The sequence below is a fragment of the Streptomyces marokkonensis genome, from assembly GCF_008312835.1.
In the GTDB taxonomy this organism is placed as follows: domain Bacteria; phylum Actinomycetota; class Actinomycetes; order Streptomycetales; family Streptomycetaceae; genus Streptomyces; species Streptomyces marokkonensis_A.
The window spans coordinates 177,979-197,535 of record NZ_VSKS01000014.1 but is presented as its reverse complement, the minus strand read 5'-3'; the positions used below and the strand labels follow the sequence as shown (position 1 = coordinate 197,535).

Sequence of the window (19,557 nt, the reverse complement as noted above, 5' to 3'; positions counted from 1 at the left end):
CGGGGCGCCGGGTGTCACTCGGACGGTGCCCAGTAGTCGGCCAGGGTGGCGACGCCGGGCTCGACGGACTTCCAGGAGCCGGTGAAGGTCAGCACGGCGAAGGCGGCGGCCGGGTAGCCGCGGCGGCTCATGCGCTCGCGGGCGTCGCCCTCGGCCGCGCCGGCCAGGATGTCGGCGAGTCCCTGGATGCCCGGGTTGTGACCGACCAGGAGGACGTTCTGCGCGTCGTCGGGGGTCTCGTTGAGCAGGGCGATCAGATCGCCGGGCGAGGCCTCGTAGATCCGCTCCTCGTAGACGGTCTTCGGTCGCTGCGGGAACTCGTGGACCGCGAGCTTCCAGGTCTCACGGGTCCGGACCGAGGTGGAGCACAGGGCCAGATCGAAGGCGATGCCGGTATCGGCGAGCCTGCGTCCGGCGACCGCGGCATCCGTACGGCCCCGCTCGGCGAGGGGGCGCTCGTGGTCGGACACCGGGGGCCAGTCGGCTTTCGCATGCCGGAAAAGGACAATCCTGCGGGGTTCTGCGACGCTCATGCACCCCAGCTTCGCACGAAACAGGCCACGGGGCGCAGGGAGTTGACCGGCGCTTCCGGGGGCGTTCAGCGGGCCATGAGCTGCTGCGCGCGCTCGACGAGGTGGGCGATCCCGGGCTCGCCTGCGGCGGCGTGGGCGTCGGAGGGGTTGAGGACGAGGGTCAGCAGCGCCACGAAGGCCAGCGTGGGCAGGGCCAGGGCCCACCACGGCAGGCGGGTGTCGACGCCGCCCCGGGGGGCCGGGTGGGGCCGGGTGTGCGTGTGCGCCGGCATGGGGGCCTCCGCTCTTCGTGTGGTCCGTGGTCCGCCCGTACGCGGCCACATCTCGAAGGTACGGATCGTCCGGGCCTCAACCCATCCGGTGATCCACCCACTTGACCCTGAGCCTGGCCCCCTAGGGGATGGGGGTGCCAGCACCACCATGGGCCCCGGGCGGGGCGGCGGAGGCCGTCACGGCGCGAGGACGGTGGCGATCACTCCGATGACGATGAAGATGGCGAAGAACGCGCCGAAGACGAGCAGCATCTTCTTCTGGCCGTTCTGCGGATTCGGGTCGAGGACTGGCATGCGGCAAGTTTCGCACCCTTCTCGCCTGCGGCGGGCCTCGGGGGCACGGGTGGGGGGTCACGGCGGGTGGGCCGGCCGTATGTCGCCCCGCCGCCCCTTCCCGTCCCGTCCCTGGGGGCTCCGCCCCCGGAACCCCGTTCGCGCCCGCGCGGCGGAGCCGCACATCGGCACAGCCCCGCGCCCCTGGGGAGGCGGGGGTGGCCGGGGTGGTCAGGGGGCTGTCGCCTCGTCCTCCACCGTGCGGTCGCGGCCCGCCAGGACGCCCACGGCCATCTGCGGGATCATCAGGCCGGCCATGAGGGCGATCGGCAGCCCCCAGCCGCCGCTGTGCTGGTAGAGCACGCCCACCAGGAGCGGTCCGGGGATGGAGATCAGGTAGCCGGTGCTCTGCGCGAAGGCCGACAGCTGGGCCACGCCCGCGCTGGTCCTGGCGCGCATCCCGACCATGGTGAGCGCCAGGGGGAAGGCGCAGTTGGCGATGCCCAGCAGGACGGCCCACGCCCAGGCGCCCGCGGCCGGCGCGAGGTACAGACCCGCGTATCCCACGAGGCCGCTGACGCCCAGCGCGAGCACGATGGGGCCCTGGTGGGGCAGCCGGGTGGCGAGGCGGGGTATGACGAAGGCCAGCGGTACGCCCATCACCATGGTGACGGCGAGGAGCAGCCCGGCCGTGCCCGCGGGGACGCCCGCGTCCCGGAAGATCTGCGCCATCCAGCCCATGGTGATGTAGGCGGCGGTGGCCTGGAGGCCGAAGAAGACGGCCAGCGCCCACGCGGTGCGGCTGCGGGTGATGCGCAGCGCGGGCGTCCCGGGCCCGTCCCCGTCCCGCGCGGGTGTGCGATCGGCCGCCGCCCCGCGCCGGTCCCGTACGAAGGGGATCCACGGCAGTACGGCGGCGGCCGCCAGGGCCGCCCACAGGGCGAGCCCGGACCGCCAGTGCCCGCCCAGCGCGCCGGTCAGCGGCACGGTGACCGCCGCCGCCGTGGCGGTGCCCATGGCGAGGGCCATGGAGTACAGGCCGGTCATGGTACCGACCCGGTCGGGGAACCAGCGCTTGACGATGACCGGCATCAGGACGTTGCTGACGGCGATGCCCATCAGGGCGAGGGCGGTGGCCGCGAGGAAGGCCGCCGTGCCGCCGGTGTACGGGCGTATCAGCAGGCCGGCGCCGATGGCGGCCATGCCGGCGCACACCACGGCCCCGGCCCCGAAGCGGCGGGCCAGGCGGGGGGCGGTGACGCCGAAGACGGCGAAGCACAGCGGGGGCACGGAGGTGAGCAGTCCGGCGACGCTCCCGCTCATGCCGAGTCCGTCGCGGACCTCCTCGAGCAGGGCGCCCAGGCTGGTGATGGCGGGGCGGAGGTTCAGCGCGGCCAGCACGATGCCGACGACGAGCAGCCGCGTCCGCCACGGGCGCGTGGTGTCGTCGCCGGGGGCGTTCCTGCCTCCGGGCGCGGCCGGCGTGCGTGCGGTCGTGGACGTGAGCGTCCGGGTTTCCTCGCGAGCCATGAGGTCCATCATAGAATCATGGGATGATTGGTTGTCCATGCCGAGGTCGCCGTGCGGCGCCCCTGCCGTGCGAAGGTGTGTCATGCCCCTGAGTCATCCGCGCCGTTCGGCGCTCTCCGAGCAGGTCATCGCCGCCCTGCGGGCGCAGATCACCTCGGGCGAGTGGCCGGTCGGCGCGCGCATCCCCACCGAGCCGGAGCTGGTCGAGCAGCTCGGGGTGGCCCGCAACACGGTCCGGGAGGCCGTCCGCGCGCTGGCGCACAACGGGCTGCTGGACATCCGCCAGGGTTCGGGCACCTATGTGGTCGCCACGAGTGAGCTGGCCGGCGTGATGCACCGCCGCTTCGCCGACGCCGACCCCCGGCACATCGCCGAGCTGCGTTCGACCCTGGAGTCGGCCGCGGCCCGGCTGGCCGCCGAGCGCCGTACGGAGAAGGACCTCAAGCAGCTGGAGACCCTGCTGATGCGCCGGGAGGAGGCCTGGGAGTCGGGCGAGGCGGAGGCGTTCGTGGCCGCGGACGCGACGTTCCACCTGGCCGTCGTCGCCGCCTCGCACAACGACGTGATGACCGCGATGTACGCGGACCTGAGCGAGGTGCTGCGGGACTGGCTGCGCGACGACGTGGGCGGCGACATGTCCCCCGAGACGCACATGGACCACGGGCGACTGGTGGACGCGATCCGCGCGAGGGACGCGGCGACGGCGGCCGAGGAGGCCGCCGCCTATCCGTTCGCGTGCCGTCCGGGGCGGCTCAGTCCGCCCTCCGGTGGCTGACCCACGCCGAGCCGACGTCGCTCCAGCAGCGTCCGGTCAGCTCCACGGTCTGCGCGGGCCCGGCGTCCACCGGGGAGCCGTCACTGTCCAGGTCCCACCAGCGGGCGCATTCGACGTGCAGGGTGACTTGGTCGGTGGCCGGATAGGGGTTGTGGCAGTACGCGGTCACGCGGGAGCCGTCGACGCGGATCCGGCACGAGGCGCCGAACAGCTCACCGGGATCCGCATCGGCGGGGTGCACGCGCGCGTGCGGTGTCGCCTCGTGCGGCAGGACCAGCACGAGGGCGGCCGCAGCGGCCGCCGGGGCCAGGCGGAACAGGCGCACAAGGGGACCTCCTCGGCCGGGCTGGGGAGGGGGGACACGCGGTGGACGCGTACTCCACAGTGCCCCGCCGGCCTCCCGCCCCGCCCGCGCTGCTGAGCCGATCGGGTGACACGCCGAAGGGCCCGCGCCCCCTCCTGGGACGCGGGCCCTCGTCAGGCGTCCGGTCAGGCGCCGATGGCGTGCAGACCGCCGTCCACGTGGACGATCTCGCCCGTGGTCTTCGGGAACCAGTCGCTCAGCAGGGCGACGACACCGCGGCCGGCCGGCTCCGGGTCCTTGAGGTCCCACTCCAGCGGCGCGCGGCTGTCCCACACGGAGGCCAGCTCGCTGAAGCCCGGGATGGACTTGGCGGCCATCGAGCCGAGCGGGCCGGCCGAGACCAGGTTGCAGCGGATGTTCTGCTTGCCCAGGTCGCGCGCCATGTAGCGGCTGGTGGCCTCCAGGGCGGCCTTGGCCGGGCCCATCCAGTCGTACTGCGGCCAGGCGTACTGCGCGTCGAAGGTGAGGCCGACGACCGAGCCGCCGTTCTGCATCAGCGGCAGGCAGGCCATGGTCAGCGACTTCAGGGAGAACGCCGAGACGTGCATGGCCGTGGCGACCGACTCGAACGGCGTGTTGAGGAAGTTGCCGCCGAGCGCGTCCTGCGGCGCGAAACCGATGGAGTGCACGACGCCGTCGAGGCCGCCGAGCTCCTCGCCGACCACGTCGGCCAGGCGGCCCAGGTGCTCCTCGTTGGTGACGTCGAGCTCGATGACCTTGGCGGGCTTGGGGAGCTTCCTGGCGATGCGCTCGGTCAGGGTGGGCCGCGGGAACGCGGTCAGGATGACCTCAGCGCCCTGCTCCTGGGCCAGCTTGGCGGTGTGGAAGGCGATGGACGCCTCCGTCAGCACACCGGTGATCAGGACGCGCTTGCCCTCGAGAATTCCGCTCATGGTGTTTCAGTGACCCATTCCCAGTCCGCCGTCAACGGGAATGACGGCTCCAGTGATGTACGAGGCCTCTTCCGAGGCGAGGAACCGCACCGTCGCGGCGATCTCCTCGGGCTGCGCGTACCGGGCGAGCGGCACCTGCGCGAGGATCTTCGTCTGCTGCTCCTCGGTGAGCTCCCGGGTCATGTCGGTGTCGACGAAGCCGGGCGCGACGACGTTGAAGGTGATGTTGCGCGAGCCGAGCTCACGGGCGAGGGAGCGCGCGAAGCCGACCAGGCCGGCCTTGGAGGCCGCGTAGTTGGCCTGACCCGCGGAGCCCAGCAGCCCGACGACCGACGAGATCAGTACGACGCGGCCCTTCTTGGCCCGCAGCATGCCGCGGTTGGCGCGCTTGACGACCCGGAAGGTGCCGGTGAGGTTGGTGTCGACGACCGAGGTGAAGTCCTCCTCGGACATGCGCATCAGGAGCTGGTCCTTGGTGACGCCGGCGTTGGCCACGAGGACCTCGACGGTGCCGTGCGCCTCCTCGATCTCCTTGTAGGCCTGCTCCACCTGCTCGGGGTCGGTGATGTCGCACCGGACGGCGAGGAAGCCCTCCGGCGGCTCCCCCGAGCGGTACGTGATGGCGACCTTGTCGCCGGCGTCGGCGAACGCGCGGGCGATGGCGAGGCCGATGCCCCGGTTGCCTCCGGTGACGAGAACCGAGCGGCTCAACGGATCACCCTTTCGATAGCGGTCTGGTTCACCCGCCCGGACACCCTCATGACAGGCGGCTTCCCCGAAAACCTATCGGTCCGGGCCCGCCGCGGGACATTGGGGCACCGACAGTGGCCGACGGGAGTCACTGTCGGGTCCCTACAGAAGGCGCCGGGCTCCCGGCGGAAACATGTGGTCCGGCACCGGCCGACGCGACATGATGCGCACCGGCCGCCTTGCGGATCCCGAGAACCGGACACTGAAGCCGAACACTGAACCGAACATCGAAAGCCGACAGGAAGAGACGTAGGTGCCTCATAGCATTGACGAAGCCTTCACTGCCCTGCCCCTGCGCGCCCTCGCCGACGCCGCGCTCGCGCGGGCGCGGGCGCTCGGGGCGGAGCACGCGGACTTCCGCCTGGAGCGGGTACGCAGCGCGTCCTGGCGGTTCCGGGACGCCAAGCCGGCCGGGTCGTCGGACACCACCGACCTCGGATACGCGGTCCGCGTGGTGCACGGAGGGACCTGGGGGTTCGCGTCCGGGGTGGACCTGACCCTCGACGCCGCCGCCAGGGTCGCCTCGCAGGCGGTGGCGATGGCGAAGCTGTCCGCGCAGGTCATCCGGGCGGCCGGGTCGGACGAGAGGGTGGAACTGGCCGGTGAGCCGGTGCACTCCGAGAAGACCTGGGTGTCCTCGTACGAGATCGATCCCTTCACCGTGCCCGACGAGGAGAAGGCGGGCCTGCTGGCCGAGTGGAGCGCGCGCCTGATGGCGGCGGGCGGGGTGGACCACGTCGACGCCTCGCTGCTCACCGTGCACGAGAACAAGTTCTACGCCGACACCGCCGGGACCGTGACGACGCAGCAGCGGGTCCGGCTGCACCCGGTCTTCACGGCGGTGTCCGTGGACGACTCCAGCGGTGAGTTCGACTCCATGCGCACGGTCGCGCCGCCCGTGGGCCGTGGCTGGGAGTACCTGCGGGGCACCGGCTGGGACTGGGACGAGGAGCTGGGGCGGATCCCGGAGCTGCTCGCCGAGAAGATGCGGGCGCCGAGCGTCGAGGCGGGGCTGTACGACCTGGTGGTGGACCCGTCCAACCTGTGGCTGACCATCCACGAGTCCATCGGGCACGCCACCGAGCTGGACCGCGCCCTCGGCTACGAGGCGGCCTACGCCGGCACCTCGTTCGCCACCTTCGACCTGCTGGGCAGGCTGAAGTACGGCTCAGAGCTGATGAACGTCACCGGTGACCGCACCGCCGAGCACGGGCTGGCCACGGTCGGCTACGACGACGAGGGCGTCGAGGCGCAGTCCTGGGACCTGGTGAAGGACGGCACGCTGGTCGGCTACCAGCTCGACCGGCGGATCGCGAGGCTGACCGGCTTCGAGCGGTCGAACGGGTGCGCGTTCGCGGACTCCCCCGGCCATGTTCCGGTGCAGCGCATGGCCAACGTGTCGCTGCGGCCGGACCCGGCCGGGATGTCGACGGAGGACCTGATCGGGGGCGTCGACCGGGGCATCTACGTGGTCGGTGACCGGTCGTGGTCGATCGACATGCAGCGGTACAACTTCCAGTTCACCGGGCAGCGGTTCTACCGGATCGAGAACGGGCGGCTGGCGGGGCAGCTGCGGGACGTCGCGTACCAGGCCACGACCACCGACTTCTGGGGTTCCATGGCCGCCGTCGGCGGTCCGCAGACGTACGTCCTGGGCGGTGCCTTCAACTGCGGCAAGGCCCAGCCGGGGCAGGTCGCGGCGGTCTCGCACGGCTGCCCGTCCGCCCTCTTCAAGGGGGTCAACATTCTGAACACCACGCAGGAGGCCGGTCGATGAGCGTCAGCACCGGGATCGGCCGGGGGTCCGGGGGTCGTCCCCCGGGAAAGCACAGTCTGAACACCACGCAGGAGGCCGGTCGATGAGCGCGCGTACCCACCAACCGCACGAGATCGTCGAGCGCGCTCTCGAACTGTCCCGGGCCGACGGCTGTGTCGTGATCGCCGACGAGGAGTCCACCGCCAACCTGCGCTGGGCCGGCAACGCGCTCACCACGAACGGCGTCACGCGCGGGCGCACGCTCACCGTGATCGCCACGGTGGACGGCGCCCGGGGCACGGCCTCCGGGGTGGTGTCCCGGTCCGCGGTGACGGTCGACGAGCTGGAGCCCCTGGTACGGGCCGCCGAGGCCGCCGCGCGGGGTGCCGGTCCGGCCGAGGACGCGCAGCCGCTGGTCACGGGGGTGGAGCCGTCACCCGACTTCACCGAGGCGCCCGCGGAGACCTCCTCCGCCGTGTTCGCCGACTTCGCCCCGGCGCTGGGCGAGGCGTTCGCCCGCGCACGGGCCGGCGGCCGGGAGCTGTACGGCTTCGCCAACCACGAGCTGGTCTCCAGCTACCTCGGCACGTCGGCGGGGCTGCGGCTGCGGCACGACCAGCCGAACGGCACGCTGGAGCTGAACGCCAAGTCGCCGGACCGTACGCGGTCGGCGTGGGCGGGGCGGTCCACGCGGGACTTCAAGGACGTCGACCCGGCGGAGCTCGACGCCGAGCTGGCCGTACGGCTGGGCTGGGCCGAGCGGCGTCTCGAGCTGCCCGCGGGCCGGTACGAGACGCTGCTGCCGCCGACCGCGGTGGCGGATCTGCTGATCTACCAGCTGTGGTCGGCCTCCGGGCGGGACGCGGCCGAGGGGCGCACCGTGTTCTCGAAGCCGGGCGGCGGCACCCGGGTCGGCGAGAAGCTGACCGACCTGCCGCTGACCCTGCGCAGCGACCCGAACGCGCCGGGTCTGCAGTCGGCACCGTTCGTGATCGCGCACTCCTCCGGCGGCGACCAGTCGGTGTTCGACAACGGGCTGCCGCTGAACGCCACCGAGTGGATCCGCGCGGGCGAGCTGGCGCACCTGACCACCAGCCGGCACAGCGCGGGCCTGACCGGCCTGCCCGTGGCACCCGGGATCGACAACCTGATCCTGGACGGGGGCGAGGACCGCTCGCTGGAGGAGATGGTCGCGGCCACCGAGCGGGGGCTGCTGCTGACCTGCCTGTGGTACATCCGCGAGGTCGATCCGGCGACGCTGCTGCTCACGGGGCTGACCCGGGACGGCGTCTACCTCGTCGAGAACGGCGAGGTCACCGGCGAGGTCAACAACTTCCGGTTCAACGAGTCGCCGGTGGACCTCCTCGGGCGGGCCACCGAGGCGGGCCGTACGGAGAAGACCCTGCCCAGGGAGTGGGGTGACTGGTTCACCAGGGCGGCGATGCCCGCGCTGCGCGTGCCCGATTTCAACATGAGCTCTGTCAGCCAGGGCGTATAACCTCGTAGGCGTTCGCTCCCGGCCCTCACCCGGCCGGCCGAAGATCATCAAGGAGACACGAGAACCGTGACGGACATCGTCGACGAGCTGAAGTGGCGTGGCGTGATCGCCCTGTCCACTGACGAGGACGCATTGCGCAAGGCGCTCGCGGACGGTCCCGTCACGTTCTATTGCGGTTTCGACCCGACCGCGGCCAGCCTGCACGTCGGCCACCTGGTCCAGGTCCTCACCATGCGCCGCCTCCAGCGGGCGGGCCTGCGCCCGCTGGCGCTGGTCGGCGGCGCCACGGGCCAGATCGGCGACCCGCGCCCGACGGCCGAGCGCACGCTGAACGACCCGGAGACGGTCGCGAACTGGGTGACCCGGCTGCGCGCGCAGATCGAGCCCTTCCTGTCCTTCGAGGGCGACAACGCCGCGACGATGGTGAACAACCTCGACTGGACCGCCGGCATGTCGGCCATCGAGTTCCTGCGGGACATCGGCAAGCACTTCCGCGTCAACAAGATGCTGACGAAGGACTCGGTCGCGCGGCGCCTGGAGTCCGCCGAGGGCATCAGCTACACGGAGTTCAGCTACCAGCTGCTGCAGGGCATGGACTTCCTGGAGCTCTACCGGCGCCACGGCTGCACGCTCCAGCAGGGCGGCAGCGACCAGTGGGGCAACCTCACGGCGGGCCTGGACCTGATTCACCGGCTCGAGCCGCACGCCGGCGTGCACGCGCTGGCGACCCCGCTGATGACCAAGGCGGACGGCACCAAGTTCGGCAAGACCGAGGGCGGCGCCGTCTGGCTCGACCCGGAGATGACGACGCCGTACGCGTTCTACCAGTTCTGGCTGAACGCGGACGACCGTGACATCTCGTCGTACATGCGGATCCTGTCCTTCAAGTCCCGCGAGGAGCTGGAGGAGCTGGAGAAGCAGACGCGGGAGCGTCCGCAGGCCCGGGCGGCGCAGCGCGCGCTGGCGGAGGAGCTGACGACGCTGGTGCACGGCGCCGGCCAGACGGCCGCCGTGATCGCCGCGTCCAGGGCCCTGTTCGGCCAGGGCGAGCTGGCGGAGCTGGACGACCGGACGCTGGCGGCCGCACTGTCCGAGGTGCCGCACGTCGAGGTGGCCGAGCTCGGTCCGGTGGTCGACCTGTTCGCCGAGGTCGGCCTGGTGCCGAGCAAGTCGGCCGCGCGGCGCACGGTGAAGGAGGGCGGCGCCTACGTGAACAACGTCAAGGTCACCGCCGAGGACGCCGTCCCCGGCAAGGAGGACCTGCTGCACGGGCGGTGGCTGGTGCTGCGCCGCGGCAAGAAGAACCTGGCGGCGGTGGAGGTCTCGGCCGGCTGAGCCGGCGGCTTCGTCCAGGGGCGGTCTCCGGCGGGCGCCGAGGCCGTCCCTTCGCCCTCACCCGGCGACGGTCAGACCCGTTGCCCTCCGTGCTTCCTGCGCTTCATCGTGGTGTACAGCATGTCCACGAAGAAGACGATCACGATTGCCGCGACCAGCTGGAAGATGTGCCGGCTCCAGTCGATGCCGCTCGTCTCCTCCACCCCGAAACCCCGCGCGATGGCGTTGCCCGCGACGGCTCCGATCATGCCGCAGATGGTGGCCAGCCACAGCGGGATGTGCTGTTTGCCGGGGATCACGGCCTTGGCGATCAGGCCGAGCACGAATCCCACGATGATCGCCCACAACCAGCCCATGGATGCCTCCTCGTACGGCTTGACGCGAGCATTGTGACCAGTGTCGGACGAGACGTCCTACGCCGCATGTCGGGTTCGGGTGTACACGCCGCGGCGCAGGCCGTGGGCCGGGGCGGGGGCCGCCCCGGGCTCGTGACCCGCGCGGGGGCGGCGTACCGTGGAGCTGTCCGGGCCCGATGTCCCCGACCGGGTCGCGGGACGGTCAGCGGGCGGGAAGAGTCCGATGGGGTCGGGTGGTGGAATGTGATGCGGAAGCACCAGGACAGTGGCAGCGGCCAGGTTTTCCGGATCACCGGTGCCCGGGCGGGCCTCCAGGAGGATGTACGGGCGCGGCAGCGCCGTTATGTGATCTCGATGACCGTCCGCACCATCTCGGTCATCCTCGCGGCGACGCTGTGGAACGTGGAACGGCACGTCGCGATCGTGGCGCTGGTGCTCGGGGCGGTCCTGCCGTACGTCGCGGTGGTGATCGCCAACGCCGGGCGCGAGAACGCGCCGTCGCTGCCGTCGACCTTCGTGACGACACCGATGAAGCCGACGATCGCACCGCCGCGGACGAATGACGGTTCGGCGGAAGCCGATGCGGAAGATGTGGCGTCGGAGCACGTGCCGGGCGCACGAACGGAGCGGCCCGAGCGGTCGTGAAGATCGGGGCGTGAGGGGAAACGGGGTCAAGCGGAAGACGCTTACCCGCCAAGCTCAAGAAAAGCTCAGATCAATCATGTGCTTCCGGTGCCGGGGGCGGGGTGACCCGTGACATACTTCGTACGCGCTCCGCATCCCCCGTCGGAGCGACGGACCGACGCCGGGCAGCTCCCCCCGTGGCTGCTCGGCGTCGCCTTTTCCCCGGCACGTCGTACTGCGCCGATCGGGTTAGGGTCGGCGGTGTGATGACGCCCGGTCCCGAGACCCCGATCTGTTCCGCCAAGGGCTGCCGTGCCGCTGCCGCCTGGGTGCTGGCGTGGAACAACCCGAAGCTGCACACGCCCGAGCGGCGCAAGACGTGGCTCGCCTGCGAGGAGCACCGCGAGCATCTGTCGCAGTTCCTGGGCGTGCGGGGGTTCCTGAAGGACGTCGTCCCGTTCGCGGAGTGGGAGGCCCCCGAAGGGGCCTGAGTCCCTGTCGTCCCGGTCCGTTCAGCCGCCGATGGCGGACATGGGGCGGTCCGGCTGGACGAAGGCCGGGTCGTCCAGGCCCGCGCCCGCCTTCTTGCCCCACATGGCGTGTTTCCAGATGCGGGCGATCTCCTCGTCGGGGGCGCCGGAGCGCAGGGCCGCGCGCAGGTCCGTCTCCTCGGTGGCGAACAGGCAGGTGCGTATCTGTCCGTCGGCGGTGAGACGGGTTCGGTCGCAGGCGGCGCAGAAGGGGCGGGTGACGGAGGCGATGACACCGACCCGGTGCGGGCCGCCGTCGACCAGCCAGCGCTCGGCCGGTGCGCTGCCGCGCTCCTCGTCTCCCTCGGGGGTCAGTTCGAAGCGGGTGCGCAGGGAGGCCAGGATGTCCCCGGCGGTGATCATGCCGTCGCGCTTCCAGCCGTGCTGGGCGTCCAGGGGCATCTGCTCGATGAAGCGCAGCTCGTAGTCCTGCTCCACGGCCCAGGCGAGGAGGTCGGGGGCCTCGTCGTCGTTGAGCCCCGGCATCAGGACCGAGTTGACCTTGACGGGGGTCAGGCCGGCCTCACGGGCCGCGTGGAGGCCGTCGATGACGTCCCGGTGGCGGTCGCGGCGGGTGAGGGTCTTGAAGACGTCGGGACGCAGCGTGTCCAGGGAGACGTTGACCCGGTCCAGGCCGGCCGCCTTCAGGGCGGCCGCGGTGCGCCGCAGGCCGATGCCGTTGGTGGTGAGGGACGTCTGCGGGCGGGGTTCCAGCGCGGCGACCCGCTCGACGATGCCGACGAGGCCGGGGCGGAGCAGGGGCTCGCCGCCGGTGAAGCGGACCTCTTCGACACCGAGGGAGGTGACGGCGATGCCGACGAGGCGGACGATCTCGTCGTCGGTGAGCAGATCCGGCTTGGCCAGCCACTGCAGCCCCTCCTCGGGCATGCAGTACGTGCAGCGCAGATTGCACCGGTCGGTCAGTGAGACCCTCAGGTCGGTGGCCACTCGGCCGTAGGTGTCGATGAGCACGTGGGCCCCCTCCCTCGACGCGGATCACTCCTGTCTCGCACCTGCGAGCCTACGTGACGCCACCGACAACCCGCGTCGACCCGATGCGACGAGATGCCGGACGGCCGCGTCGTACGGACCTGCAGGGGTCCCGCGACGCGGCCGTCCGGAGGGCTGGATCAGTGGGCGCCGGTGCCGGTCAGCGACCGGACCTCCAGCTCCGCGTACTTCTTGGCGTCCGGCTCCTCCTTGGACAGGACGGTGCCGAGCCAGCCCATCAGGAAGCCGAAGGGGATGGAGATGATGCCGGGGTTCTTCAGCGGGAACCAGGCGAAGTCGACGTCCGGGAACATCGCCTTGGGGTCGCCGGAGACCACGGGCGAGAAGAGCACCAGGCCGACGGCCACGATGAGACCGCCGTAGATCGACCACAGGGCGCCCTGGGTGGTGAACCGCTTCCAGAACAGGCTGTAGAGGATGGTCGGCAGGTTGGCGGAGGCGGCGACCGCGAAGGCCAGCGCGACCAGGCCGGCCACGTTCAGGTCACGGGCGAGGGCGCCGAGCGCGATGGAGACCACACCGATGAGGACGGTCGCCCAGCGGGCCGCCCTCATCTCCTCCTTCTCCGTGGCCTGCCCCTTGCGGATGACGTTGGCGTAGATGTCGTGCGCGAAGGAGGACGACGAGGCGAGGGTGAGGCCGGCGACCACGGCGAGGATCGTCGCGAAGGCGACCGCAGAGATGGTGGCGAGCAGGATGGCGCCCCAGGCCGAGTCGACGCCGCCGAGGTGCAGGGCGAGCAGCGGGGCGGCCGTGTTCCCGGACGGGTTGGACGCGATGATCTCCTCCTGGGAGATCAGGGCGGCGGCGCCGAAGCCGAGGGCGATGGTCATCAGGTAGAAGCCGCCGATGATGCCGATGGCCCAGTTCACGGACTTACGGGCGGCCTTGGCGTTGGGCACCGTGTAGAAGCGGATCAGGATGTGCGGCAGACCGGCGGTGCCGAGCACCAGGGCGATGCCGAGGGAGATGAAGTCCAGCTTGGTGGTGCCGTCGGCGCCGTACTGCAGGCCGGGCTCGAGGAAGGCCTCGCCCTTGCCGCTGTTCTCGGCGGCGCTGCCCAGCAGGTCGGAGATGTTGAAGTTGAACTTCAGCAGGACCAGGAACGTAATGAGGATCGTGCCGCCGATGAGCAGCACGGCCTTGACCATCTGGACCCAGGTGGTGCCCTTCATGCCGCCGATGGAGACGTACACGATCATCAGGACACCGACGAGCGCGACGATGAGGATCTTGCCGGCGTCGGAGGTGATGCCGAGCAGCAGCGAGACGAGGACGCCCGCGCCCGCCATCTGGGCCAGCAGGTAGAAGATCGACACGACGATGGTGGAGGTGCCGGCGGCGGTGCGCACGGGGCGCTGGCGCATGCGGTAGGCGAGGACGTCGCCCATCGTGTAGCGGCCGGAGTTGCGCAGTGGCTCGGCGACCAGGAGGAGGGCGACCAGCCAGGCGACCAGGAAGCCGATGGAGTACAGGAAGCCGTCGTAGCCGAACAGGGCGATGGCGCCCGCGATGCCGAGGAAGGACGCGGCCGACATGTAGTCGCCGGAGACCGCGAGTCCGTTCTGGAAGGCGCTGAACTGGCGTCCGCCGGCGTAGAAGTCGGCGGCGTCCTTGGTCTGCCGGCCCGCCCAGATGGTGATGCCGAGGGTGGCGACGACGAACAGCGCGAACAACGTGATGATCAGGGCGCGGTGTTCGCTCGCCTCGTTCGCGGCGAGGGTGACATGGGTGATCGAGGGGCTCATGCGCCGCCCTCCATACGGGTCTTGATGGCCTCGGCCTTGGGGTCGAGCTTGGCGGCGGCGTGCCGGGAGTACCACCAGGCGATGAGGAACGTGGTGACGAACTGCAGGACGCCGAAGACGAAGGCGACGTTGATGTTGCCGAACAGCTTGGTGCCCATGAAGCCGCCCGCGTAGTTGGAGAGCAGGACGTACAGCAGGTACCAGATGATGAAGGCGATGGTCAGCGGGAAGGCGAAGGAGCGGTAGGAGCGGCGCAGTTCACCGAACTCAGCGCTCTCCTGCACCTCGGTGAACTCCTCGGGCGTGGGGAGTTTGTGTTGTTCTGTCGAGGGGGGCGGTGCTTCGGCGGCCACGGAGTCTCCTCGCGTTGCGGTTGGGGTCGGGCGGGGACGAAAGGCGAGTGTCCTCGCGCTTCCTGTCCAAGGGCACGGCGCCACGCGAGGACCGGTTCAACGGACGGCGGTTCTTTTCCGGGACCGTTTTCCGAAGTCGTTGCCGCAAATGATTGCTGGCCAGCGAGCGCGCGGGATAGCTTCACCCTGCACCACCCCGTCATGTACCTGCCCGAGCACCACCCCGTGTCTCGGGCCGGTTTCGTTTCCGGATGATGTGGAGATCCCATGGCTCATCTGCGTTCCAGACGCCGGCTCGCCCTCGCCGTACCCGTCGTGCTGTCCCTGACCGCCTCGCTCGGCTTCCTGCCGGCGGCGGCCACGGCGGCCCCCCAGACGGCGTCGGCCGAGCAGGCGGCGGACGCGCCCACCTTGGCGTACGTCGTCAACACCGAGGTGGACCGCCGCACGATCGCCTCGGTGAAGCGGGCGATCGCCGCGGCCGGCGGTACCGTCGTGATCTCGTACGACAAGATCGGTGTGATCGTCGTCCACTCGGCGAACCCCGGCTTCGGCGGTGAGATCCGCGAGGCGCGCGGGGTCGTGTCGGCCGGCGCCACCCGCACCGCGCCCCTGACCCGTGCCGGGACGACGGACGAGGGCGCCGCCGACTACGTGACGGCCGCCGAGGCCGCGCGGACCGAGGCCGCCTCCGCGCAGACCCCCGGCAGCGAGCCGCTCGAGGCCGACCAGTGGGACCTGCGGGCCATAGGCGCGGACAAGGCCGCGAAGATCAACCCGGGCAGCGGCAAGGTGACCGTCGCCGTGATCGACACCGGTGTCGACGACACCCACCCGGACCTCGCCCCGAACTTCTCCGCGTCCCAGTCGGCCAACTGCGTCGGCGGCAAGGCGGACACCAGCGAGGGCGCGTGGCGGCCGTACACGGACGACGACTACCACGGCACCCATGTGGCCGGTGAGATCGCCGCGGCCCGCAACGGCATCGGCGTCGCCGGTGTCGCGCCGGGTGTGAAGGTCTCGGGCATCAAGGTCAGCGATCCCGACAACGGCCTGTTCTACCCGGAGAACGTCGTCTGCGCGTTCGTGTTCGCCGCCGACCACGGCGTGGAGATCACGAACAACAGCTACTACGTGGACCCGTGGCTGTACAACTGCATGGACGACCCGGACCAGAAGGCGATCGTCGACGCGGTCAACCGGGCCCAGCTCTACGCGCAGCGCAAGGGCACCCTGCACCTCGCCTCGGCCGGCAACTCCAACCACGACCTTGACTCCGACGCCATCGTCGACGACTCCAGCCCCGACGACTCCACGCCGGTGACGCGGACCATCGACCCGCACGAGTGCTTCGACGTGCCGACCCAGCTGCCGGGCATCGTCACGGTCAGCGCGACGGGCGTGCACAACCTCAAGTCGTACTACTCCACGTACGGCAAGGGCGTCGTCGACGTCGCGGCGCCGGGCGGCGACCGCCGCTACCAGCTGCCGGACACGCCGTCGAAGGACGGCCGCATCCTGTCCACCATGCCGAACGGCGAATACGCCTTCCTGCAGGGCACCTCGATGGCCTCGCCGCACGCCGCCGGTGTCGCCGCGCTGCTGAAGTCCAAGCACCCGTGGGCCTCCCCTGCGGTGCTGCAGACGCTGCTCAAGGCGCAGGCGAACAACCCGGGCTGCCCGGAGTCGTACGACCAGGACGGTGACGGCACGCAGGACGCGACGTGCGAGGGCGGCGACCGGGTCAACGGTTTCTACGGCTTCGGCATCGTCGACGCGCTGCGCGCCGTCAAGTGAGCCCGCGGTCCCGCACTCACCGCCCGTCCGCCCGCACCTGTGAACGAACTGGAGACTTCATGACAGCGCCTCACCCGCGCCACCGCCGTGCGCTCGTCATCCCGGCCGGGATGGCCATGGCGACCGCACTCGCGTTCCTGCCGAACACCGCGGCCACCGCGGCCCCGGCCGACGGCCGGCCGGCCGCGGCCGCGGCCGACGCCGACGGGACCCCGCTCAGCTACGTGGTCAACGTCCGGGGCGGGCACGGCGCGCCGGCGCACGTGAAGAAGGCGATCGCCGAGGCTGGCGGCACGATCGTGACGTCGTACGACAAGATCGGCGTCATCGTCGTCCACTCCTCGAACCCCGACTTCGCGAAGACCGTCCGCGAGGCGCGCGGCGTGCAGTCGGCCGGTGCCACCCGCCACGCGCCGCTGCCGTCGGCGGCCACCACGGACATGGGCACCCCGAAGGTGCTCAGCGCCTCCGAGGTCGCCGAGGCGAAGGCCGAGGCCGCCGAGGGCCAGGACCCGCTCCAGGGACTCCAGTGGGACCTGCCCGCCATCAAGGCGGACCAGGCGCACGAGAAGTCGCTGGGCAGTTCGAAGGTCACCGTCGCCGTCATCGACACCGGCGTCGACGACACCCACCCGGACATCGCACCCAACTTCGACCGGGACGCCTCGGTCAACTGCGTGGCGGGCAAGCCGGACACGAGCGAGGGCGCCTGGCGGCCGAGCGCGGAGGAGAGCCCGCACGGCACGCACGTCGCGGGTGAGATCGCCGCCGCCAAGAACGGCGTCGGCATGACCGGTGTCGCGCCCGGCGTGAAGGTCTCGGGCATCAAGGTGTCCAACCCGGACGGCTACTTCTACACCGAGGCCGTGGTGTGCGGCTTCATGTGGGCGGCCGAGCACGGGGTCGAGGTCACCAACAACAGCTATTACACCGACCCGTGGTACTTCAACTGCAAGAACGACCCGGACCAGAAGGCGCTCCTCGAGGCCGTCACCCGGGCCTCGCGGTACGCGGAGCGCAAGGGCGCGGTCAATGTGGCCGCGGCCGGCAACGAGAACTACGACCTCGCGGCCGACGAGATCACCGACCCGGTCTCCCCGAACGACGGCACGCCCTCGGACCGGGTGATCGACCCGTCCGAGTGCCTCGACATCCCGACGCAGCTGCCGGGCGTGGTGACGGTCGCGGCGACCGGCGCCAAGGGTCTGAAGTCGTCCTTCTCCAACTACGGCCGGGGTGTCGTCGACATCGCCGCGCCCGGCGGCGACTCGACGAAGTACCAGACTCCGGCCCCGCCCGCCACGAGCGGACTGATCCTGGGCACGCTGCCCGGTGGCAAGTGGGGCTACATGGCGGGTACGTCGATGGCGTCCCCGCACGTCGCGGGTGTCGCCGCGCTGATCAAGTCGACGCACCCGTACGCGCCGCCGGCGCTGGTGAAGGCGCTGCTGTACGCGCAGGCCGACGCGACCGCGTGCACGGACCCGTACGACATCGACGGCGACGGAAAGGTCGACGCGGTGTGCGAGGGCCCGAAGAACCGCAACGGCTTCTACGGCTGGGGCACCGCGGACGCGCTGGACGCGGTGACGCGGTGACGCGGTGACGTCACGTCAGTCGTGACAGCGAGGGCCGGGCGGATGCGCCCGGCCCTTTCCGCTGTCCGGGGTCCGCCCCGGACATGAGGGAGATCGAACCGGTGCCGCATAGTGTGATCATGACCGATACCGCGTCCGTCTGGTCCGCCCTGGGCGGCGATCCCGCGCTCCTCCAACGCCTGACGGCCGTGGAACGGCCCGGTGTGCTGGGTGCCCGGCTCCCGGTACGGGAGGCGGCGCGCGCCTGTGCGGGCGCGTGCGCGCTGGCCGCCGCCGAGCTGGGAGCCCGGCGGACGGACGGCGGCGGGGTGCCGGCGGTGCGCGTGGACGACGGGGCGGTGGCCACGGCGTTCACCAGCGAGCGGCACCTGCGGATCGACGGGCGGACTCCGGAGACCTTCGCCCCGCTGTCGCGGTTCTGGCGCACGGCCGACGGGTGGGTGCGCACGCACGCCAACTATCCGCACCACCGGGCCCGGCTGCTCGCCGCGCTGGGCGTGGCGGAGGACCCGGACGCGGTGGCGGCGGCGCTCGCGGAACGCTCCGCGGCCGAGATCGAGGAGACGGTGTCCGCTGCGGGAGGCCTCGCCGTCGCCCTGCGTACGCCCGGGGAGTGGGCGGCGCACGGCCAGGGGGCGGCGGTGCGGGGCCGCCCTCTGGTGGAGCGCGCGCGGCTGGACTCGGCGCCCGCGCGGGTGCTCACCCGGGTGGGCCGGGATCCCCTGCTGCCCGCGGCCGGGCTGCGGGTGCTGGACCTCACCCGGGTCATCGCGGGACCGGTCGCCACCCGCACGCTCGCGCTGCTGGGCGCCGACGTCCTGCGCGTGGACTCCCCCGGGCTGCCCGAAATCCCCGACCAGCACGCCGACACGGGCTTCGGGAAGCGGTCGGCGCTGCTGGACCTGGGCGCGGACCGGGAGACCCTGGAGGAGTTGCTCGGGTCGGCGGACGTGGTGGTCACCGGGTACCGTCCGGGCGCCCTGGACCGCTTCGGGCTGACCCCCGGGGCGCTGGCCGCGCGGCGGCCCGGAGTGGTGGTGGCCGAGCTGTCGGCGTGGGGGGCGTACGGGCCCTGGGGCGGCCGGCGCGGATTCGACAGCCTGGTTCAGGTGGCCACGGGCATCGCCGTGTTCGAGGGGGCGCAGGGGCGGCCGGGCGCGCTGCCGGCGCAGGCGCTCGACCACGGTACGGGCTATCTGCTGGCGGCCGGTGTGCTGCGGGCGCTGACCGAACAGACGGACGAGGGCGGGAGCAGGCTCGTCCGGGTGGCGCTGGCGCGCACGGCGGGGTGGCTGCTGGAGGAGGCGGGGCGCGAGGGCGCCGCGGGTGGGCGGAGGGCCGGTGACGACCTGGACCCCGGGCCGTGGCTCGCGGAGGCGGACGGCCCGCTGGGCAGGCTGCGTTACGCCCTTTCGCCGGTGACGTTCGCCGACGGTCCGCGCGACTGGGCGCGGCCGCCGGGGGGTTGGGGCACGGATACGGCACGGTGGCGCTGACGAACCGGCGCGGCGAAACGGGAGCGCAAGGGTCCCATGGGGGCCCACACTTGCCCCGAACTGTC

General features: G+C 71.7%; 20 protein-coding genes. 9 read left to right on the top strand and 11 right to left on the bottom strand.

All coding sequences use genetic code 11. The annotated features are described in order from the left end of the window. Nucleotides 1–14: 14 nt before the first annotated feature. The 4 genes from F1615_RS24040 to F1615_RS24025 form a co-directional block, all read right to left on the bottom strand. A complete protein-coding gene (locus F1615_RS24040; RefSeq protein ID WP_149551139.1) occupies nt 15–533 on the bottom strand; it encodes a SixA phosphatase family protein in 519 nt (172 codons plus the stop codon). Between the two features lie 65 nt (nt 534–598). Continuing rightward, complete coding sequence (locus F1615_RS24035; RefSeq protein WP_149551138.1) at nt 599–805, bottom strand: hypothetical protein; 207 nt, start codon at nt 803–805, stop codon at nt 599–601. A 177-nt stretch (nt 806–982) separates the two neighbouring features. Then, nucleotides 983–1,099: an SGM_5486 family transporter-associated protein gene (locus tag F1615_RS36885; RefSeq protein ID WP_006132620.1), complete on the bottom strand. Its 117-nt coding sequence runs from the start codon at nt 1,097–1,099 to the stop codon at nt 983–985. Nucleotides 1,100–1,309: 210 nt separating this feature from the next. After that, nucleotides 1,310–2,620, bottom strand: coding sequence for a CynX/NimT family MFS transporter (locus F1615_RS24025; protein WP_149551137.1), 1,311 nt, complete (start codon nt 2,618–2,620; stop codon nt 1,310–1,312). 70 nt (nt 2,621–2,690) lie between these two features. Between F1615_RS24025 and F1615_RS24020 the strand changes: the two genes are divergently transcribed. Next, the gene (locus tag F1615_RS24020) at nt 2,691–3,383 is read left to right on the top strand and encodes a FadR/GntR family transcriptional regulator (RefSeq protein ID WP_149551136.1); all 693 of its coding nucleotides are present in this window, start codon (nt 2,691–2,693) and stop codon (nt 3,381–3,383) included. On the opposite strand, the gene F1615_RS24015 is transcribed toward F1615_RS24020, so the two are convergent. The 3 genes from F1615_RS24015 to fabG all read right to left on the bottom strand — a co-directional run bounded on the left by F1615_RS24015 (nt 3,361) and on the right by fabG (nt 5,351). Then, on the bottom strand, nt 3,361–3,708 hold the full coding sequence (locus tag F1615_RS24015) for a hypothetical protein (protein ID WP_149551135.1): 348 nt from the start codon (nt 3,706–3,708) through the stop codon (nt 3,361–3,363). The genes F1615_RS24020 and F1615_RS24015 overlap by 23 nt on opposite strands. 164 nt (nt 3,709–3,872) lie before the next feature. Further along, the gene (gene fabI / locus F1615_RS24010) at nt 3,873–4,640 is read right to left on the bottom strand and encodes an enoyl-ACP reductase FabI (RefSeq protein ID WP_149551134.1); all 768 of its coding nucleotides are present in this window, start codon (nt 4,638–4,640) and stop codon (nt 3,873–3,875) included. A 6-nt stretch (nt 4,641–4,646) separates the two neighbouring features. Next, on the bottom strand, nt 4,647–5,351 hold the full coding sequence (gene fabG / locus F1615_RS24005; RefSeq protein ID WP_149551133.1) for a 3-oxoacyl-[acyl-carrier-protein] reductase: 705 nt from the start codon (nt 5,349–5,351) through the stop codon (nt 4,647–4,649). 292 nt (nt 5,352–5,643) lie between these two features. On the opposite strand from fabG, the gene F1615_RS24000 reads away from it, so the two are divergent. The 3 genes from F1615_RS24000 (at nt 5,644) to tyrS (ending at nt 9,979) form a co-directional block, all read left to right on the top strand. Continuing rightward, nucleotides 5,644–7,167, top strand: coding sequence for a TldD/PmbA family protein (locus F1615_RS24000; RefSeq protein WP_149551132.1), 1,524 nt, complete (start codon nt 5,644–5,646; stop codon nt 7,165–7,167). A gap of 82 nt (nt 7,168–7,249) precedes the next feature. Next, complete coding sequence (locus tag F1615_RS23995; RefSeq protein WP_149551131.1) at nt 7,250–8,644, top strand: metallopeptidase TldD-related protein; 1,395 nt, start codon at nt 7,250–7,252, stop codon at nt 8,642–8,644. Between the two features lie 66 nt (nt 8,645–8,710). Then, the gene (gene tyrS / locus F1615_RS23990) at nt 8,711–9,979 is read left to right on the top strand and encodes a tyrosine--tRNA ligase (RefSeq protein ID WP_149551130.1); all 1,269 of its coding nucleotides are present in this window, start codon (nt 8,711–8,713) and stop codon (nt 9,977–9,979) included. A 71-nt stretch (nt 9,980–10,050) separates the two neighbouring features. Here the strand turns inward: tyrS and F1615_RS23985 are convergent, their stop codons facing one another. Then, complete coding sequence (locus F1615_RS23985) at nt 10,051–10,335, bottom strand: GlsB/YeaQ/YmgE family stress response membrane protein (RefSeq protein WP_149551129.1); 285 nt, start codon at nt 10,333–10,335, stop codon at nt 10,051–10,053. A 246-nt stretch (nt 10,336–10,581) separates the two neighbouring features. Here F1615_RS23985 and F1615_RS23980 point away from each other — a divergent pair, with 246 nt between their 5' ends. Further along, on the top strand, nt 10,582–10,980 hold the full coding sequence (locus tag F1615_RS23980; RefSeq protein WP_149551128.1) for a DUF3099 domain-containing protein: 399 nt from the start codon (nt 10,582–10,584) through the stop codon (nt 10,978–10,980). A gap of 245 nt (nt 10,981–11,225) precedes the next feature. Further along, nucleotides 11,226–11,450, top strand: coding sequence for a hypothetical protein (locus F1615_RS23975; RefSeq protein WP_149551165.1), 225 nt, complete (start codon nt 11,226–11,228; stop codon nt 11,448–11,450). A 21-nt stretch (nt 11,451–11,471) separates the two neighbouring features. Here the strand turns inward: F1615_RS23975 and moaA are convergent, their stop codons facing one another. From moaA to F1615_RS23960, 3 genes are all read right to left on the bottom strand, one after another. Continuing rightward, nucleotides 11,472–12,461, bottom strand: a complete 990-nt coding sequence (moaA, locus tag F1615_RS23970; protein ID WP_149551127.1) for a GTP 3',8-cyclase MoaA — start codon at nt 12,459–12,461, stop codon at nt 11,472–11,474. Between the two features lie 158 nt (nt 12,462–12,619). Further along, entirely contained in the window at nt 12,620–14,248 is a 1,629-nt protein-coding gene (locus F1615_RS23965; RefSeq protein WP_149551126.1) for a solute symporter family protein, read from the bottom strand. Then, nucleotides 14,245–14,601 (bottom strand): DUF485 domain-containing protein, encoded by a 357-nt coding sequence (locus F1615_RS23960; protein WP_149551125.1) that lies wholly within the window; start codon nt 14,599–14,601, stop codon nt 14,245–14,247. Before F1615_RS23960 ends, F1615_RS23965 begins: the two co-directional genes overlap by 4 nt. 267 nt (nt 14,602–14,868) lie before the next feature. Here F1615_RS23960 and F1615_RS23955 point away from each other — a divergent pair, with 267 nt between their 5' ends. The 3 genes from F1615_RS23955 (at nt 14,869) to F1615_RS23945 (ending at nt 19,492) form a co-directional block, all read left to right on the top strand. Beyond that, complete coding sequence (locus tag F1615_RS23955) at nt 14,869–16,398, top strand: S8 family serine peptidase (protein WP_149551124.1); 1,530 nt, start codon at nt 14,869–14,871, stop codon at nt 16,396–16,398. 59 nt (nt 16,399–16,457) lie between these two features. Then, complete coding sequence (locus F1615_RS23950) at nt 16,458–17,996, top strand: S8 family peptidase (RefSeq protein ID WP_149551123.1); 1,539 nt, start codon at nt 16,458–16,460, stop codon at nt 17,994–17,996. Nucleotides 17,997–18,115: 119 nt separating this feature from the next. Continuing rightward, entirely contained in the window at nt 18,116–19,492 is a 1,377-nt protein-coding gene (locus tag F1615_RS23945) for a CoA transferase (RefSeq protein ID WP_149551122.1), read from the top strand. Nucleotides 19,493–19,557: the final 65 nt, after the last annotated feature.

What these genes read in the sequence shown, in the direction of transcription:
- F1615_RS24040 (WP_149551139.1), bottom strand. Translation starts at nt 533, where the DNA reads ATGAGCGTCGCAGAACCCCGCAGGATTGTCCTTTTCCGGCATGCGAAA.
- F1615_RS24035 (WP_149551138.1), bottom strand. Translation starts at nt 805, where the DNA reads ATGCCGGCGCACACGCACACCCGGCCCCACCCGGCCCCCCGGGGCGGC.
- F1615_RS36885 (WP_006132620.1), bottom strand. Translation starts at nt 1,099, where the DNA reads ATGCCAGTCCTCGACCCGAATCCGCAGAACGGCCAGAAGAAGATGCTG.
- F1615_RS24025 (WP_149551137.1), bottom strand. Translation starts at nt 2,620, where the DNA reads ATGATGGACCTCATGGCTCGCGAGGAAACCCGGACGCTCACGTCCACG.
- F1615_RS24020 (WP_149551136.1), top strand. Translation starts at nt 2,691, where the DNA reads ATGCCCCTGAGTCATCCGCGCCGTTCGGCGCTCTCCGAGCAGGTCATC.
- fabI (WP_149551134.1), bottom strand. Translation starts at nt 4,640, where the DNA reads ATGAGCGGAATTCTCGAGGGCAAGCGCGTCCTGATCACCGGTGTGCTG.
- F1615_RS23995 (WP_149551131.1), top strand. Translation starts at nt 7,250, where the DNA reads ATGAGCGCGCGTACCCACCAACCGCACGAGATCGTCGAGCGCGCTCTC.
- F1615_RS23985 (WP_149551129.1), bottom strand. Translation starts at nt 10,335, where the DNA reads ATGGGCTGGTTGTGGGCGATCATCGTGGGATTCGTGCTCGGCCTGATC.
- F1615_RS23980 (WP_149551128.1), top strand. Translation starts at nt 10,582, where the DNA reads ATGCGGAAGCACCAGGACAGTGGCAGCGGCCAGGTTTTCCGGATCACC.
- F1615_RS23975 (WP_149551165.1), top strand. Translation starts at nt 11,226, where the DNA reads ATGACGCCCGGTCCCGAGACCCCGATCTGTTCCGCCAAGGGCTGCCGT.
- F1615_RS23965 (WP_149551126.1), bottom strand. Translation starts at nt 14,248, where the DNA reads ATGAGCCCCTCGATCACCCATGTCACCCTCGCCGCGAACGAGGCGAGC.
- F1615_RS23955 (WP_149551124.1), top strand. Translation starts at nt 14,869, where the DNA reads ATGGCTCATCTGCGTTCCAGACGCCGGCTCGCCCTCGCCGTACCCGTC.
- F1615_RS23950 (WP_149551123.1), top strand. Translation starts at nt 16,458, where the DNA reads ATGACAGCGCCTCACCCGCGCCACCGCCGTGCGCTCGTCATCCCGGCC.
- F1615_RS23945 (WP_149551122.1), top strand. Translation starts at nt 18,116, where the DNA reads ATGACCGATACCGCGTCCGTCTGGTCCGCCCTGGGCGGCGATCCCGCG.